Consider the following 14,293-nt stretch of genomic DNA (forward strand, 5'->3'; position numbering starts at 1 on the left):
TTATGCAATATGCTTAATTGCCCATATTTTAAAAGTGGGAAATGTTGAGTTTATGGAAGGGAAAATAACATGGCATATGTCAGGAAAATGTCATGTAAAAGTGAAGAAATAGTGAATTTCCGACGAAAAAGCAGGAGAAAAGACAAAAATGAAATACAGTGCATGCACGGGGGAACCAGTATGCAAAATCTATATGACAAAATCATTTTAGGAATAATCACGTTCCTTGAGGGTAAAGAATTGCATCGGAAAGTTGCAACGAGTCCCGGAAGAAACTGATCCCGTTTCATTGGAAATGAACGAACAGCTGAAGGCTCCGGCAGGAAAGTAGAAGAGCGAGCTGTCAGATTCCGTGGGGCGGTAGGGGACGCGACGACACGAAAATCAGATGCGGGGGAACGAGGTGTGGAACGTCTCGAAAGCGAGAAAAGGGCGGGTGGCACCATGATAATAGCAGAAAGCAGCCTTCCGAGTCCGATTCCGGCTCTCAACCGCCGCCCGCACCCCCTGCTGAAATGTTGGTGTCGACGTCCAGGTTGGGGCGGCTGGGGACAGGTGCCACAAAGAAGCGGAGAATTCTATGCAGGAGGTCTTTCCGATGCTCAGTATCCTGCAGACAGGGAGCGGTACTTTTTTCTGCAGTCTGTCCCTTCTCTGACGCATTCTCGTGCCTGAGGGTCGCTTCCCCGTTCGGAGAGACAGTATTTCCAGATGCCGCTTCCTGGCAATCGGCCTGCCCATCGTTCTGATGGGATGCAATCAGTGTCGGGGAAGCGGACGGAGACAGGTGTTCATCCCCTGGCGTATCGGCAGCGCCCGGAAGGGGTAAGACCGCTGCCGAGAAAAACAGCAGACAACCGAACAGTAAGGAACGGAAGGTGCTTTTCAAGATCAATCACCCTGGGTTGGGGCCTACGGAGCAGTCGCTCATCTGCTGCTTAAAGCGGAATCATCCTCCCGCGCCACCCGCGGAAATATTCTCGTCCATGTCACGATTGGGTCCGCGGGGCGTATCAGGTCCATACAGGATGCGCACCATTTTGCAGAGAAAATCCTCCTGCTCAGGCGATGCATATTTGCACGAACCCGATCCGGACTCGGAACCCTGCGCAGGCGCCTCCCATCCCTCGGCGGCATTCACCTGATCTGTTTGCTGGGGCGCAACGGAAGCCTTATCGCTTTCTCCCTTTTCAGTCCTGTTTCCCTTTTCTTCCTTGGTCCCTGGGGGAAGCTCCCAGCCCAGCGTATCCTTTTCCAGCGATTGATTTCGCTGGTCTGTATCGACAAATATATCCTGTACCCATCTGTTTGCGCGGTCTGACAGACCCGATTGCGCGTGCGACATTCCTGCAGCACCAGACATGACGACGCCGGCAAATAATGCAGCTTGCATTGCCCGGATTTTCAGTATCCGTGGATGTTTCATGATCCACCTTCGTTCAAATGAGGGATAGAGCGAATGGTGCGCGCTTGAGGGTGCGCGGTCAAGACAGATTTTGCGGACTTGTCGAAATCCTCAAAACTCCGGGGAGAACGATGCAAACAAGACTGTTTGGAAGGTGGACGTGTATCTAGGCCTCTCTTAGAGTACTCGTCCACGCTTGCTTTGCAACTTTCAAAAATGAAAGCCACGGGGATTCAAACAGATGCAGCCTGACTCATGCAACAGAACCAGTTGGTACATCTTGAGTTAACGGCTTGTTTTTACGCCCGGTGACAAATGCCATGAGGCATAACCCTGCCAGCATCATCGCGTAAGTTTCAGGTTCGGGAACGGCAGTGACGAATCCAGGCACATCCGTCAGGACGATGCGTCCGTTAAGATCCTGGACTCCGCGTGCATCCCCATCCGGAAACAGCGAGCTGAACGCATTGATTTGCTCCGAGGACATGAATAGTGGCTGCGATAACATCACCCAACTGACGCCTTCATCAAAATCAGGCGTGGTCAGCGAACCGGAATAGCGGAAGGATTCCAGGTTGGCGGGAATGAGCGTATTCAGGTTGAAGTGGTCGATATGGAGTGTCTCGGAAGTATTCTGCGGAATATGGGAGAAAATCGGATCGAGGTCGCTGTTGAATGCGCCAGCCTGAACCCACCGGCCGACCACGAGAAGGTCGTTATTGCTGTCGCTGAAGACCAGATGCATCTCCATCGGAAATCTCGTGCTATCCAATAAATGCTCGGAAGGGGCATGAAAGTGAAACTGGGCAAGCTCCCAGTCATGACCGGAAAGCGTCAGGGATCCTGCACCGGGATTGACGCTCGCCCTGGCGGCGGTGCTGAACTCCGTGGAACCATTGTTGATGACATTGAGCGGTGTGTCGGAACTCAAGTTGAAGTTGAGCGCCGGCAGATGGCCGAAATAAGTGCTATTCGGACGAAAATCGATGGGACTTTGCGCAGGCAGTGCCGCCGTTGCGATCTCCGCATACGTTGACAGTCCAAACACCAAAAGGGCTGAAAAGAGCGTGGTTTGCCGCGATAAACGTAACAATGACATATTCATCAAGTCTCCAGAATTATGGCGCGCACTGGGCGCGCCGGGTTATGAAAAATGGATAAGATGTTGTTGCCACCTTAAACTAGCACAGCAGTTAAACTAGCACAGCAGTTGTGAATTTAATGTTCCTGAATTGTCAAAATTTTGTCAGGAGATCTTCGCATCACAAGGGCAGGAAGCCGCCCTGAGAATGCAGTATATACATACTGCATTCTCATGAGGATGGGTGACGGGAAAACATCAGAAGTTCCTTACTGCCCTTCAACAGGCGCAGGACGAATGGAGACCAGGGGTTCGGGTGAACGGGGAGATGGAGAAGTCTCAGCCGAACTATTAATTCGGCGAGCAGACAGCACAAACGTCATACCGGCGGAAGCCGGTATGACGTTTAAAGCACGCCATTATTGGTTTGGGCTGGATTCCGGTTTGACTGGATTCCGGGTCAGGCCCGGAATGGCGAGATTCATAGTATTTCTGGCCCTGAAGACTCCTACCCCGGATTGTGCCAGCAGCCATCCGGCTCAATCAGGGCGTCGGCTGCGGGAGGACCCCAACTGCCGCGCTCGTAGGGCAGGACGTGAGGATATGTCTTGAGTACAGGATCGAGTGCCGTCCAGGACGCCTCTACCGCTTCCCTCTTGGTAAACAGTGTGTCGTCGCCAATCATTGCATCATGCAGGAGGCGTTCATAAGGCGATTCACGCCCGAAGTGCTCCTCGACCAGGCACAATTCCTGCTGATCGCCTTTGAACTCTTTTCCAGGATGCTTGACTCTCGCTGCAATAGCAACCGCTGAGACCGGAGAAAGGCGAAACCTGAGGTAATTGGCGTCACACGCGGCGCTTGCCGAATCAGCAAAAAGCTTTTGCGGCGGCGGCTTCAACTGGACAAGGACCTCCGCAGCGGTCTTGGCCAGGCACTTGCCGGAACGCAGATACCAGGGGACGCCTTCCCAGCGCCAGGAGTCGATGAAAAGCCGCAGGGCGCAGAATGTCTCGACATCGGAGTTCTCCGCCACACCCGCTTCCTGGCGGTAACCCGCATACTGTCCACGCACAAGATCCTCGGGTACAAGTGGACGCATGGCATGGAATATGTTGATTTTTTCGCTTTGAACCGTTCCGAGACCCCGATAAGCGGGAGGTTCCATGGCCAGCAGCGCAACAATCTGGAAAAGATGATTCTGGATCACGTCGCGCAGGCAGCCGGCCGATTCGTAAAATGCGCCTCGTTCTTCAACTCCGAATTCCTCAGCCAATGTAATCTGCACGCTGGCTACATAATTACGATTCCATATCGGTTCCAGAAATGAATTGGCGAATCTGAAATAAAGAATATTCATGATCGCCTCTTTCCCGAGAAAATGGTCGATGCGAAATATCGCTTCCTCGGGGAACACGGAGCGTGCAATACGATTCAGCTCACGTGCTGACTCAAGATCCCGTCCAAAAGGTTTTTCTACAATGACGCGCGCCCCCGCGGCCAGATCGAGCGCACCAAGACCTCTTATGACATTTTCGAAGAGAAGAGGAGGGATAGCGAGATAATGCACGGGATGCCGTGCATCTCCCAGAGCCTGTTTGAGTACCTTGAACGTATCGAGGTTGTTGTAGTCCCCGTGCACATATCGCAGCAGGGAAAGGAGGTGATCCAGCGCCCGTTTGTCATCGATCTTTCCGGAGTCGCTGATGGATTGGGTTGCCCGTTCCTTGAGTTGATCGAGGCTCCAGGGTGTCGAGGCGACACCGACCAGCGGCACATCGAGCATGCCCTTTTTGATCATCGCGTACAGTGCCGGGAAGATCTTTTTATAAGCGAGGTCACCCGTTATCCCAAACAGCACCAATGCATCGGATGGTTCGGTGTAGCCATTGGTTTTTCTCATTTCGTCACTCCTCCCTTCCTGCAGTAAAAGACGAAGTCCTGTTCCGGAGCCTGTCGATTGACCGGCTACAGTGGGACTGGCCGGTACAAAGACTGTGGTTTACTGTACGACTGTCGGTATGGATACCCTGATCGCCAGAAATTCGATGGGGTGATCGTTCTACCGCCCAAAAGAGACGGAGCCATCAAGCAAGACTTATTCAGCGCCGCCTTTGCGGATCCCTGCGAATGCCTCCTTGACGATTGTTTGAGCTTCCGTCACGATGCGGTGCAGGTGGTCTTTTCCCAGAAAGCTTTCGGCATAAATTTTGTAGATATCTTCCGTGCCGGAAGGGCGCGCCGCAAACCATCCGTTATCGGCGATGACCTTGATACCACCGATGGAAGCATTGTTGCCGGGTGCGCGAGTGAGAATAGTGCGAATTGCCTCGCCCGCTATTTCAGTTTGCCTTATCTGATCCGGCGACAGCCTGCTCAAAGCTTTCTTCTGCTCGGGGGTGGCCGGTGCGTCAATCCGCTGGAACTCGGATCGGCCGTATTCGCGTTCAAAACTGCTGTATATCTCGCCTGGATCGCGCTCCATGCGCGCCAGTATTTCACCCGAGAGCAGTGCTGCCACGATGCCATCCTTGTCGGTTGTCCAGGTCTTGCCATCGATGCGCAGGAACGAGGCCCCGGCACTTTCTTCTCCGCAAAAACCAAGTGACCCATTACCCAGGCCATCCACAAACCACTTGAAGCCGACCGGTACTTCATAGAGCTTGCGATCGAGCGCGGCAGTCACACGGTCGATCATCTGACTGCTTACCACCGTTTTGCCGACTGCGGTATTCGAGGCCCACCCATGACGGGACTGGAAGAGGTAGTGGACAGCAACAGAAAGATAATGATCCGCAGGAAGTAAACCGCTGCTCCGGGTAACGATTCCATGCCGGTCATGATCGGTATCGCATGCGAAGGCAATGTCGAAACGATCTTTCATATCCAGCATGCCGCACATCGCATACGGGGAAGAGGGGTCCATGCGGATTTTGCCGTCCCAATCCAGCGTCATGAAGCGGAAAGTCGGATCTATCTGGTTGTTGACCACGGTCATGTTCAGCTTGTAGCGCTCCGCGATTGCATTCCAGTAGTGGACACCCGCGCCGCCGAGCGGGTCAACGCCCATGTGGATCTTCGAATCGGATATGGCTTTCGTATTTACAACGTTTTGCAGATCGGCAACGTAACTGTTGAGGAAGTCGTGCCGGTGGGTGGTGTCCGCATGCAACGCTTTCTCGAAAGACATTCTCTTTACATTTGCCAGATTCGTTTCAAGGAAGGTGTTGGATCTGGATTCAATCCAGGAGGTGACCTCGACTCCAGCCGGTCCCCCATGGGGCGGATTGTATTTGAAACCCCCGCTATCAGGGGGATTGTGGGAAGGTGTGATGACAATGCCGTCTGCCAGCCCATGCGCGCGGCCCTTGTTGTAAGTCAGTATGGCATGGGAAATTGCCGGAGTGGGCGTATACTCGTCGTTCTTGGCAAGCATGACTTCCACGTTGTTGGCAGCCAGCACTTCCAGAGCGCTTGCGCAGGCAGGTTCCGACAATGCATGAGTATCGATCCCGAGGAACAGGGGGCCGTTGATATCGTGTTGTTTGCGGTATTGGCAGATCGCTTGCGTAATGGCGAGAATGTGCCATTCATTGAAACTGCCGTCCAGTGCGGAGCCGCGATGTCCGGAAGTTCCGAACACAACCCGCTCCGCAGGCTGGTTCGGGTCGGGGATACGGGTGTAATAGGCAGTGACAAGCCGTGGCACATTCACAAGCATCTCTGGCTGCGCAGGTTTTCCGGCGTTAGGATTTATTTTCATGTTGTTTTTTTAGCAGCAGACTTTTCTTATCCCACTGGCATCTGGCATCTGGCAACTAGCTCTGACGGGAGCGCGAGCATGCGAAGCTCAGCAGGCCTTTTTGCTCTCGCTTTTCGTACTCTTCGTATTGTGCCGTGCAATCTGCTCCTTGGCCGCTGCGACTACGTGTCCGGGTTCGAATCCGAAGCGTCGCGCAACAACTTTTGCCGGCGCGGATAGGCCGAAGCAATGCATGGCGATGGTGCAGCCGCTCATCCCCGTGTAGCGCTCCCATCCGAAGCCCGACGCCTCCTCAACCGCCACGCGTGCCAATATCTCCGGAGGCAAGATTTCGTCCCGATATTCCTGGCCTTGATGCTCGAAAATTTCCCATGATGGCATGCTGATCACGCGTGATGATATTCCTTCTTTCTTGAGCTGTTCGTGTGCAGCCACACAAAGCGCAACCTCGCTTCCGGTGGCTAGCAACAGCACCGCGGGTTTGCCGTCTTCAGCATCGGCCAACACGTAGGCACCCCGAGCAAGGCCACTCGCGGACGCATAACGGGTCCGATCAAGGGTCGGCACTGCCTGCCGCGTCAGTATCAGGCAAACGGGTCGGTCAGTGAGCTGCATGATCAGCCGCCACGCTTCCACCACTTCATTCGCATCCGCTGGCCGCAGAACAACCAGACCGGGGGTGGCGCGAAGGGAGGCCAGATGCGCGATGGGCTGGTGGGTGGGACCGTCCTCTCCCAGGCTAATGGAATCATGGGTCCAGATGTAGATGATGGGAATCTCCATCATTGCGCTCAGCCGGAGTGCGGCTCGCCCGTAGTCGCTGAATACGAGGAAGCTTGCCGCATAGGGACGCAATTTCGATAGACTCATTCCGTTGGCAATGGCGCACATGGCATGCTCGCGCAAGCCGAAATGAAAATTGCGTCCGCGGTAGCTGCCCTTGGCGTTTTCATACTGTCCGGGCGGCTGAAAGTTTCCGTAGAAATCCCCTTTCAGTTCTGTTTTTGTGGAAGGCGCGAGATCGGCGGCTCCGCCCAGCAACCAGGCAATTTTCCCGGCAATGGCGTTCAGCGCCTTACCGGATGATTCCCTGGTGGCCATACCTTTCTCGTCCGCGGGGAAGGTCGGTAATTCGCTATCCCAGCCCGCCGGCAAGCCGCGTTGCTGCATGCGGTCGATCTGCTCCGCGAGATCCGGATATTGCTTCCGATAAGCATCGAACAGTGCACGCCAGGCGGCGTGCGCAGTTCTGCCGCGCTCACCGAACTGTGCCTGGAAGCATTCCCGTACTCCATCCGGTACATAAAATTGCTTGTCGGGGTCGCACCCGTAGAATTCCTTGGCGAGGCGAGCTTCTTCAGGCCCCAGCGGTTCGCCATGCGCTTCCCGCGTGTCATGCTTGTGCGGCGCCCCATAACCGATATGGCTGTGCACGATGATCAGCGTGGGACGATCATCGGTGTGCAGGAACGTCTCGTAAGCTTCCGCCAGGAGCGGTAGCCCGTTTGCATCATTCACGTGAGCGACATTCCACCCGTATGCGGAAAACCGCGCGGCTACGTCTTCCGTGAAGGTGAGATCGGTCGATCCTTCGATCGTGATGTGGTTGTCATCATATATCCAGCACAGGTTTCCAAGCTTGAGATGTCCCGCCAGGGATGCTGCCTCACTGCTGATGCCTTCCATCATGTCGCCATCGCTGCATAAGGCATAAACATTGTGGTTGAACAATTCGAAATCGGGCCGGTTGTAAGTGGCTGTAAGCCACCGCCCGGCTATCGCCATGCCAACGCTGGTTCCAGCACCCTGGCCCAGCGGGCCCGTAGTCGTTTCCACTCCTGAGGTCCATCCATATTCCGGGTGACCGGTACAACGGCTGCCTGCCTGGCGAAACGTCTTGAGGTCATCCATCGTCACCGCCAGCCGGTCTTCGCCCTCGTAAGAGGGACTCGTTCCCTTTACTCCTGTCAGATAGAGGAGACTGTAGAGCAGTGCTGAAGCGTGACCGGCAGAAAGTATGAAACGGTCGCGATTGGGCCAGTCCGGGTTATCCGGATCGTAATGCAGAAAGCGCTGCCAGAGACAAAAGGCTGTAGGGGCTGCGCCCATCGGTGTACCGGGATGGCCGGAGTGGGCTTTTTCCACCTGGTCGATGGAGAGGCTGCGAAGCGTGTTGATACAGATTTGGTCCAGATCGGTCTGTTCGCTCATGAGAATGCTCCCGTAAAAGCAACCTTACGCGAATTACAGAATCCCGTTAATGGGATTCCATGGGACTGCGAGCAATGCGCTTTCCGTCTCCCGTCAATATATAAAGTGCGAATATACAAATATATTATTATGGGATTTCCCGGACCGTTGCAGTGGAGGCCGACGCGCAGGGAAAGTTGTAGAAAACTATACTTTTCGACTCCTGACAGGAGCCAATGTTCACGGCTATTTTTGTTTCAGCTTGTTGTACCGCTGTATCAGGGCGTTGGTGGAGCTATCATGTTTCAGTGGCTCGCCGCTTTCATCCTCCAGCTCCTGCTTGATGCGACGTGCGAGCACTTTGCCGAGTTCGACGCCCCATTGATCGAACGAATCGATCTGCCAGATTGTCCCCTGCGTAAAAACACTCTGCTCATAGAGAGCGACAAGGGCGCCGAGGGTGTGGGGTGTGAGGCGCTTGGCAAGTATCGTATTGGTGGGGCGATTACCCTCAAAACTGCGATGCGGGCAAAGCCAGTCCGGGACACCTTCGGCTTTGACTTCATCTTCCGTTTTTCCGAAAGCAAGCGCCTCGGTCTGGGCAAACAGATTCGCCATGAGGAGTTCATGGTGATCGCCCAAAGGGTTCAGGGTTTGGCAGAAGCCGATAAAATCACAGGGAATCAATCGGGTTCCCTGATGGATGAGCTGGTAAAACGAATGTTGTCCGTTGGTGCCGGGCTCCCCCCACACGATAGGCGAGGTCTGGTAGTCAACGTGTGAGCCGTCCAGTGTGATGTGCTTTCCATTGCTCTCCATTGTCAGTTGCTGGAGGTAAGCCGGAAAGCGCTTCAAGTATTGCTCGTAGGGCAGCACGGCGAGTGTCTGTGCGCCAAAGAAATTGTTATACCAGAGTGACAGCAACCCCATCAGGACGGGAAGATTCCTGTCGAATGGAGCAGAATAGAAGTGCTGGTCCATTGCGTGGAAGCCGGCGAGCATCTCGCGGAAATTCTCTGGGCCGATGGCAATCATGGTCGAGAGCCCGATCGCGGAATCCATGGAATAGCGTCCACCTACCCAGTCCCAGAATTCGAACATGTTGGCGGTATCGATGCCGAATTTGGCTACTTCCTCCGCATTGGTGGAAACAGCGACGAAGTGCTTGCGCACCCCATCCATATCCTTCATCTGCCGCAGCATCCATCGCCGGGCGGTGTGGGCGTTGGTCAGTGTTTCCGTGGTCGTGAATGTCTTGGAACAGATAATGAACAAGGTTTCTTCTGGATCAAGACCCCGTGTAGCCTCCACGAAATCCGTGCCATCAACATTGGAGATGAAACGAAAGCTGAGATTGTGCAGGCTGTAATGGCGCAGCGCTTCATACGCCATGACCGGGCCCAGGTCGGAGCCGCCGATACCGATATTGATGATATTGCGAATTCGCTTGCCAGTATGCCCCTGCCAGTCTCCATTGCGTACCCTGTCGGAGAAATCTGCCATACGGTCGAGCACCGCATGCACCCCGGGTACAACGTCATTTCCGTCGACGAGGATTTTTTCATTGCGAGGCGCGCGCAAGGCGACGTGGAGTACAGCACGCTGCTCCGTCACATTGATGGCGTCGCCCCTGAACATGGCTTCAATGCGCTCGCGCAGGCCGCATTCTTCAGCAAGCTGCACCAGCAGATGAAGCGTTTCATCAGTGATGCGATTTTTCGAATAATCCAGATACAAACCGGCGGCCTCGGCCGTAAATCGCTCACCCCGCTTTGGGTCGTCAGCGAAAAGCTGACGCAAATGCATGCCTTTGATTGCCTGGCAGTGAGCCTCCAGCGCCTTCCAGGCGGGCCGTTGCGTCAGGGGAGTAATCATGGGTATCCTCATGCTTGTTGTCCCTCAATCATCTTTCTTTTTCTTTTGGCCATCCGCCGCCAAATCCACATGCCATAGCCCGACAAGGCATACAGAAAAAACAGGCAGAACAGCACGACCGGTGGATGACTCGGAATCAATGCAAAAAAGAACAGCGCCAACAACAGGGCAGTGATGAATGGCACTGACTTGCGCAGATTGATTTCCTTGCCGCTGTAGTAGGGAATATCGCTCACCATGGTCAGGCCTGCGAACAGAGTAATGCACCAGGCGAGCCATCTGACATCCGTGCCCGCTATGTCAAAATCCAGCATGAGCCATATGAGTCCGGCAATGAGGGCAGCCGCTGCGGGACTGGGCAGGCCCTGAAAATAGCGCTTGTCCACCACTCCAATATTGGTATTGAAACGTGCGAGGCGCAGGGCGGCGCAGACGCAATAGATAAAAGCAGCGATCCAGCCCCATTTGCCCATCCCTTTCAGGGCCCATTCGTATATTACGAGCGAGGGTGCTGCGCCAAACGAAACCATATCGGAAAGGCTGTCGTATTCCGCGCCAAATTCGCTTTGCGTGTGAGTGAGGCGGGCGACGCGCCCATCGAGTCCATCCAATACCATCGCGATAAAAATCGCCACGGCGGAGTGCTCGAAGCGCCCATTCATTGCCTGGACAATGGCATAGAACCCCGCAAACAGGGCGCCGGTGGTGAAGAGATTAGGCAGCAGATAAATGCCTCGCCGGCGCAGCTTGGCTTGGAAAACAGGGCGCGACTGAAATTCCTGCATCTTGATGCAATCCCAAGGGGAGATAGATGCATGTTAAACGGTTATCGAGCGGTGGTAAACACCGCCGATTGTCCGAAAAATGCTGTCAGCAAAATGTCGGGCGCTTGACGAGAATGCAGAATGCTGATCATACTGTAGATATCATGAATTTGTTTGAAATGGCATTGATCACCCAGATTGAGAGCAGTTTGAGCGCTACTATTGGCTGTCTTCCGGCCCGGACTAAAGGTGGACACGTTCAGTTCGTTAAACTGCTGCTGTTGATATCGCACACGACCAACCTTCTCTTCGCTCCTTTAGTAAGAGGAATGCTGTCGACTTCCCGCACAGAGATATCGAAAAAGCCGCCCCAACGCTTTTGCTGACCCTCAAGGACGTAACTGATTTGCTCATCCGATAATCGTCCTTCCTTCGGTACCAGCAAAATGGTTATAACTCCAACTTGCGATTGCCTTATTTGATAGTACTTCACAAAATTCCATGTGGGCTCATCAATCACGATTGACAACCCTGGAATACGATTTCCTGATTTATCGATTAGAAACTCTTGCGCCCTGCCATCAATCTTCTCAAGTTCGCCATTTTTTCCGATAAAACCAAAATCCTTGGTGCAGTATCGGATCAAAGGCATTACGTCATTCCAAAGCGAAGTACCCACAATCTCGAGTTGGTCTTCAACACAACGATTTTCAAAGTAACCGTACAAGGGATTCAGGCGGTAAGGGGACATTTGACCCCGGTACTCGGCAAACGCAATGGTGGTACGTTCCGTTTGGCCGTAATTAAGCAATATGGGCGCCTGGAATAGCTCAAAGATTTTTTTCAACTGATAGTCGAGAGCAGGTTCCGAATTCAGAAGAACGGCGCGCACGCGAAAATCAAGTTGACCAGGTTCTATCAGTTTTGCAAGCTCATACAGAGAGCTTGGATACGCATTTATATATTCAGGCTTGTACTCATTCAGGCGTCTCACGATCTCGTCCCGCCAACGCTCGTTCACGTGATAAGGCGAGAGCATAAGCTGTCTACCCAACCTCCAGACCGGGTATTCTTCTGCTTTGCGTCGGGCAATGGCCCCAATCCTCACACAGAGTGAGCGTTCGAGCGAAAGACCGAAACGGGTCAGTTCCCAATGGAAGAACGCTTTTTCGATATCTGCTAACCGTTTATTCCGCCAGACGCCGATTCCCTGCCCTGATGAGCCCCCGCTGGTTTTATAATGAATGCGTGTGTTGCGATAACGGTCGCTAAGGAAGCGGTCTTGCTGATTCATAATCGTTTCTTTTTGCAGGAATGGAAAAAATTGAAGCAATTCCGCAGGATTTTCACTTCGTTTAATATCTGCTGCGGTAAGCGGGATCGACTTCCGGTAAAAAGGAACATGAGTGATGGCTTCACTCAGAATGAAACGAAGCTTCTCGGCGACAACCTGCTGCAACAACTCGCCGTCATTCTGACCCCTGCGGAGGAGCGAAAGTACCTGGAAGTAGGCGGGGTGATGCAACAGGCGGGAAGGAAACAGATGGCGGTATTTATAATATATTTGTTCAAGTTGGTCGTGATCGATAAGCATGGGTTATTGTCGTAAAATGTTGATTACCAACCTCTACGCCAGAGCCCGCGGCTTAATATTTCCTGCCACCTACTTGGAGGGCTGAGGTATCTAGACGAGAGGCCTTTCATCAAATGTCCTGAACAGAACACTTTCAATCGTTTATCATGGCGGTAAAGCTCGAGGGAGTCACATTTTTGAAGCCAAGCCTTTCCAAGGTTCTTGCTTCGGCTGAAAAATCCCGATTCAAAAGTCCGCTGGCAATTTCAATTAAGGCATTGGCCATTGGCGTCCTTATATCCATGAGTTTCCCAATTGACGCCATAAGTCCCAAACCCATAGGAACGTCCTCTGTGATAAAACGAGTTTGCATGTTGGTCGGCCCTTTTGGACCTCCTTCGGCAGCGTAGTTCCGAAATACCTCCAGCGAGGGCATCGAAAGGTCTTCCCCATTACGAAATTTGAATTCATCGAAATAAACCGCCGGTTTTCCTCCCGTCGCGGTGATGATCTGTAGTTTTTCCTCGTCCAGTTTAGCCAACAGGTTTAAAACTGAGGGGGTAAAGGCTTCTCTATACATCCAGAATTCTCCGTTTGAGAATTCAATACGACTGGCCGATAGTAGACTTCCAACCGTATGAGCGATCAGGTTGGGGTTGTGCATTGCAGACTCTACTACATTCGATCTGGTGGCGACGTAGGTTGGAAAAATAGAGGATGCTATGTTAAGCCCTTCCTTGGCACGTCCTCTTGGCAGGAATGCTAGAGCGTTGCGGGCGTTTCGCCACAAAACGTTGACAACGCCGGGCTCGGTGATACGAGCGTCGTATGGAAGGCTCTCTCCCTCTGCCAGAATGACATCTTTTCCTGCTTGGTATGGGAGAAAATAGCATGAGCCCATGTAACCTGGGGCAATTAAGACGAATTGTCCGTCTGAAAGATAGGGCCCGACAAGCCGAGCAACGCTTTCCTGATGGGTCGACTGCGTTATCACCATAATAAAACTTGGATCTGTCGAAAATGCCTCCCCAGGATCACGCGTCACTAGATCTAAAGGAACGCGCTTCTGAACGCCGCCTTCAGGATTGATTTTTAAAACTATCTCGCCTTTTCGCTTTATAGCCTCAAAGTTATCGTCATGTAAAGAGTGCGAGGTTTTGAGTAAGGCTACCCGATGCCCATTAGACGCGAGCAAACCGGCATGAGCACACCCCGCGTTGCCGGCCCCAACGATCAGTACATTCATTTGCTTCCTCCTGAGCTTGTCTTGGCGATGTAGTAATAATAGTAAAATCGAACATTGCAGGAAACTTCCACCTTGACTTCCTGCCTGCCGGCTGGAGGCCATCGGATTTGGGGCGCAGGTTGGACCTCTTCCCAATGGAAAGGAAAGGATTTTTTGCAAAGGACTTTTGTTAATCCTGCTTCAAATCGCCCTTCGGTTACCATCAAAATGTATTGATAAGGGCAGGCGGATGACTTTCCACGCCAAGCAAATCCGCAAATAAACAGCCTATGAAACCGTTGCGGATCCCTTGGCAAGAAATGTTCCAAGAGGCAAGGCACTGTTTCGACTGGAGCTGTCCGTTACGGGCATAACGTAGGCTAAAACCTCAGCTTCGACAATAGCCCGAGCGGACTA

Annotated in this window: 10 protein-coding genes; all 10 read right to left on the reverse strand. The window is 53.1% G+C overall.

Annotated elements, in window-relative coordinates; genetic code table 11:
- Positions 1-487: 487 nt before the first annotated feature.
- The 10 genes from ACZ5BW_RS02300 to ACZ5BW_RS02345 all read right to left on the reverse strand — a co-directional run bounded on the left by ACZ5BW_RS02300 (position 488) and on the right by ACZ5BW_RS02345 (position 13,897).
- Positions 488-889 (reverse strand): hypothetical protein, encoded by a 402-nt coding sequence (locus ACZ5BW_RS02300; RefSeq protein ID WP_464542136.1) that lies wholly within the window; start codon positions 887-889, stop codon positions 488-490.
- A gap of 60 nt (positions 890-949) precedes the next feature.
- Entirely contained in the window at positions 950-1,426 is a 477-nt protein-coding gene (locus tag ACZ5BW_RS02305; RefSeq protein WP_464542138.1) for a hypothetical protein, read from the reverse strand.
- 232 nt (positions 1,427-1,658) lie between these two features.
- Entirely contained in the window at positions 1,659-2,510 is an 852-nt protein-coding gene (locus ACZ5BW_RS02310) for a carbonic anhydrase family protein (RefSeq protein WP_464542140.1), read from the reverse strand.
- A gap of 484 nt (positions 2,511-2,994) precedes the next feature.
- Positions 2,995-4,389 (reverse strand): glucose-6-phosphate dehydrogenase, encoded by a 1,395-nt coding sequence (zwf, locus tag ACZ5BW_RS02315; RefSeq protein WP_464542142.1) that lies wholly within the window; start codon positions 4,387-4,389, stop codon positions 2,995-2,997.
- A gap of 195 nt (positions 4,390-4,584) precedes the next feature.
- Complete coding sequence (gene pgm / locus ACZ5BW_RS02320; RefSeq protein ID WP_464542144.1) at positions 4,585-6,249, reverse strand: phosphoglucomutase (alpha-D-glucose-1,6-bisphosphate-dependent); 1,665 nt, start codon at positions 6,247-6,249, stop codon at positions 4,585-4,587.
- Positions 6,250-6,336: 87 nt separating this feature from the next.
- Positions 6,337-8,460 (reverse strand): transketolase, encoded by a 2,124-nt coding sequence (tkt, locus tag ACZ5BW_RS02325; RefSeq protein WP_464542146.1) that lies wholly within the window; start codon positions 8,458-8,460, stop codon positions 6,337-6,339.
- Positions 8,461-8,685: 225 nt separating this feature from the next.
- Positions 8,686-10,314, reverse strand: a complete 1,629-nt coding sequence (gene pgi, locus ACZ5BW_RS02330; RefSeq protein WP_464542148.1) for a glucose-6-phosphate isomerase — start codon at positions 10,312-10,314, stop codon at positions 8,686-8,688.
- An 8-nt stretch (positions 10,315-10,322) separates the two neighbouring features.
- The gene (gene pssA, locus ACZ5BW_RS02335; protein WP_464542150.1) at positions 10,323-11,099 is read right to left on the reverse strand and encodes a CDP-diacylglycerol--serine O-phosphatidyltransferase; all 777 of its coding nucleotides are present in this window, start codon (positions 11,097-11,099) and stop codon (positions 10,323-10,325) included.
- 238 nt (positions 11,100-11,337) lie between these two features.
- Positions 11,338-12,672 (reverse strand): phenylacetate--CoA ligase family protein, encoded by a 1,335-nt coding sequence (locus tag ACZ5BW_RS02340; protein ID WP_464542152.1) that lies wholly within the window; start codon positions 12,670-12,672, stop codon positions 11,338-11,340.
- A 133-nt stretch (positions 12,673-12,805) separates the two neighbouring features.
- Positions 12,806-13,897 (reverse strand): NAD/NADP octopine/nopaline dehydrogenase family protein, encoded by a 1,092-nt coding sequence (locus ACZ5BW_RS02345; protein ID WP_464542154.1) that lies wholly within the window; start codon positions 13,895-13,897, stop codon positions 12,806-12,808.
- Positions 13,898-14,293 lie beyond the last annotated feature (396 nt).

This window comes from Nitrosospira sp. TNL300 (assembly GCF_055385915.1).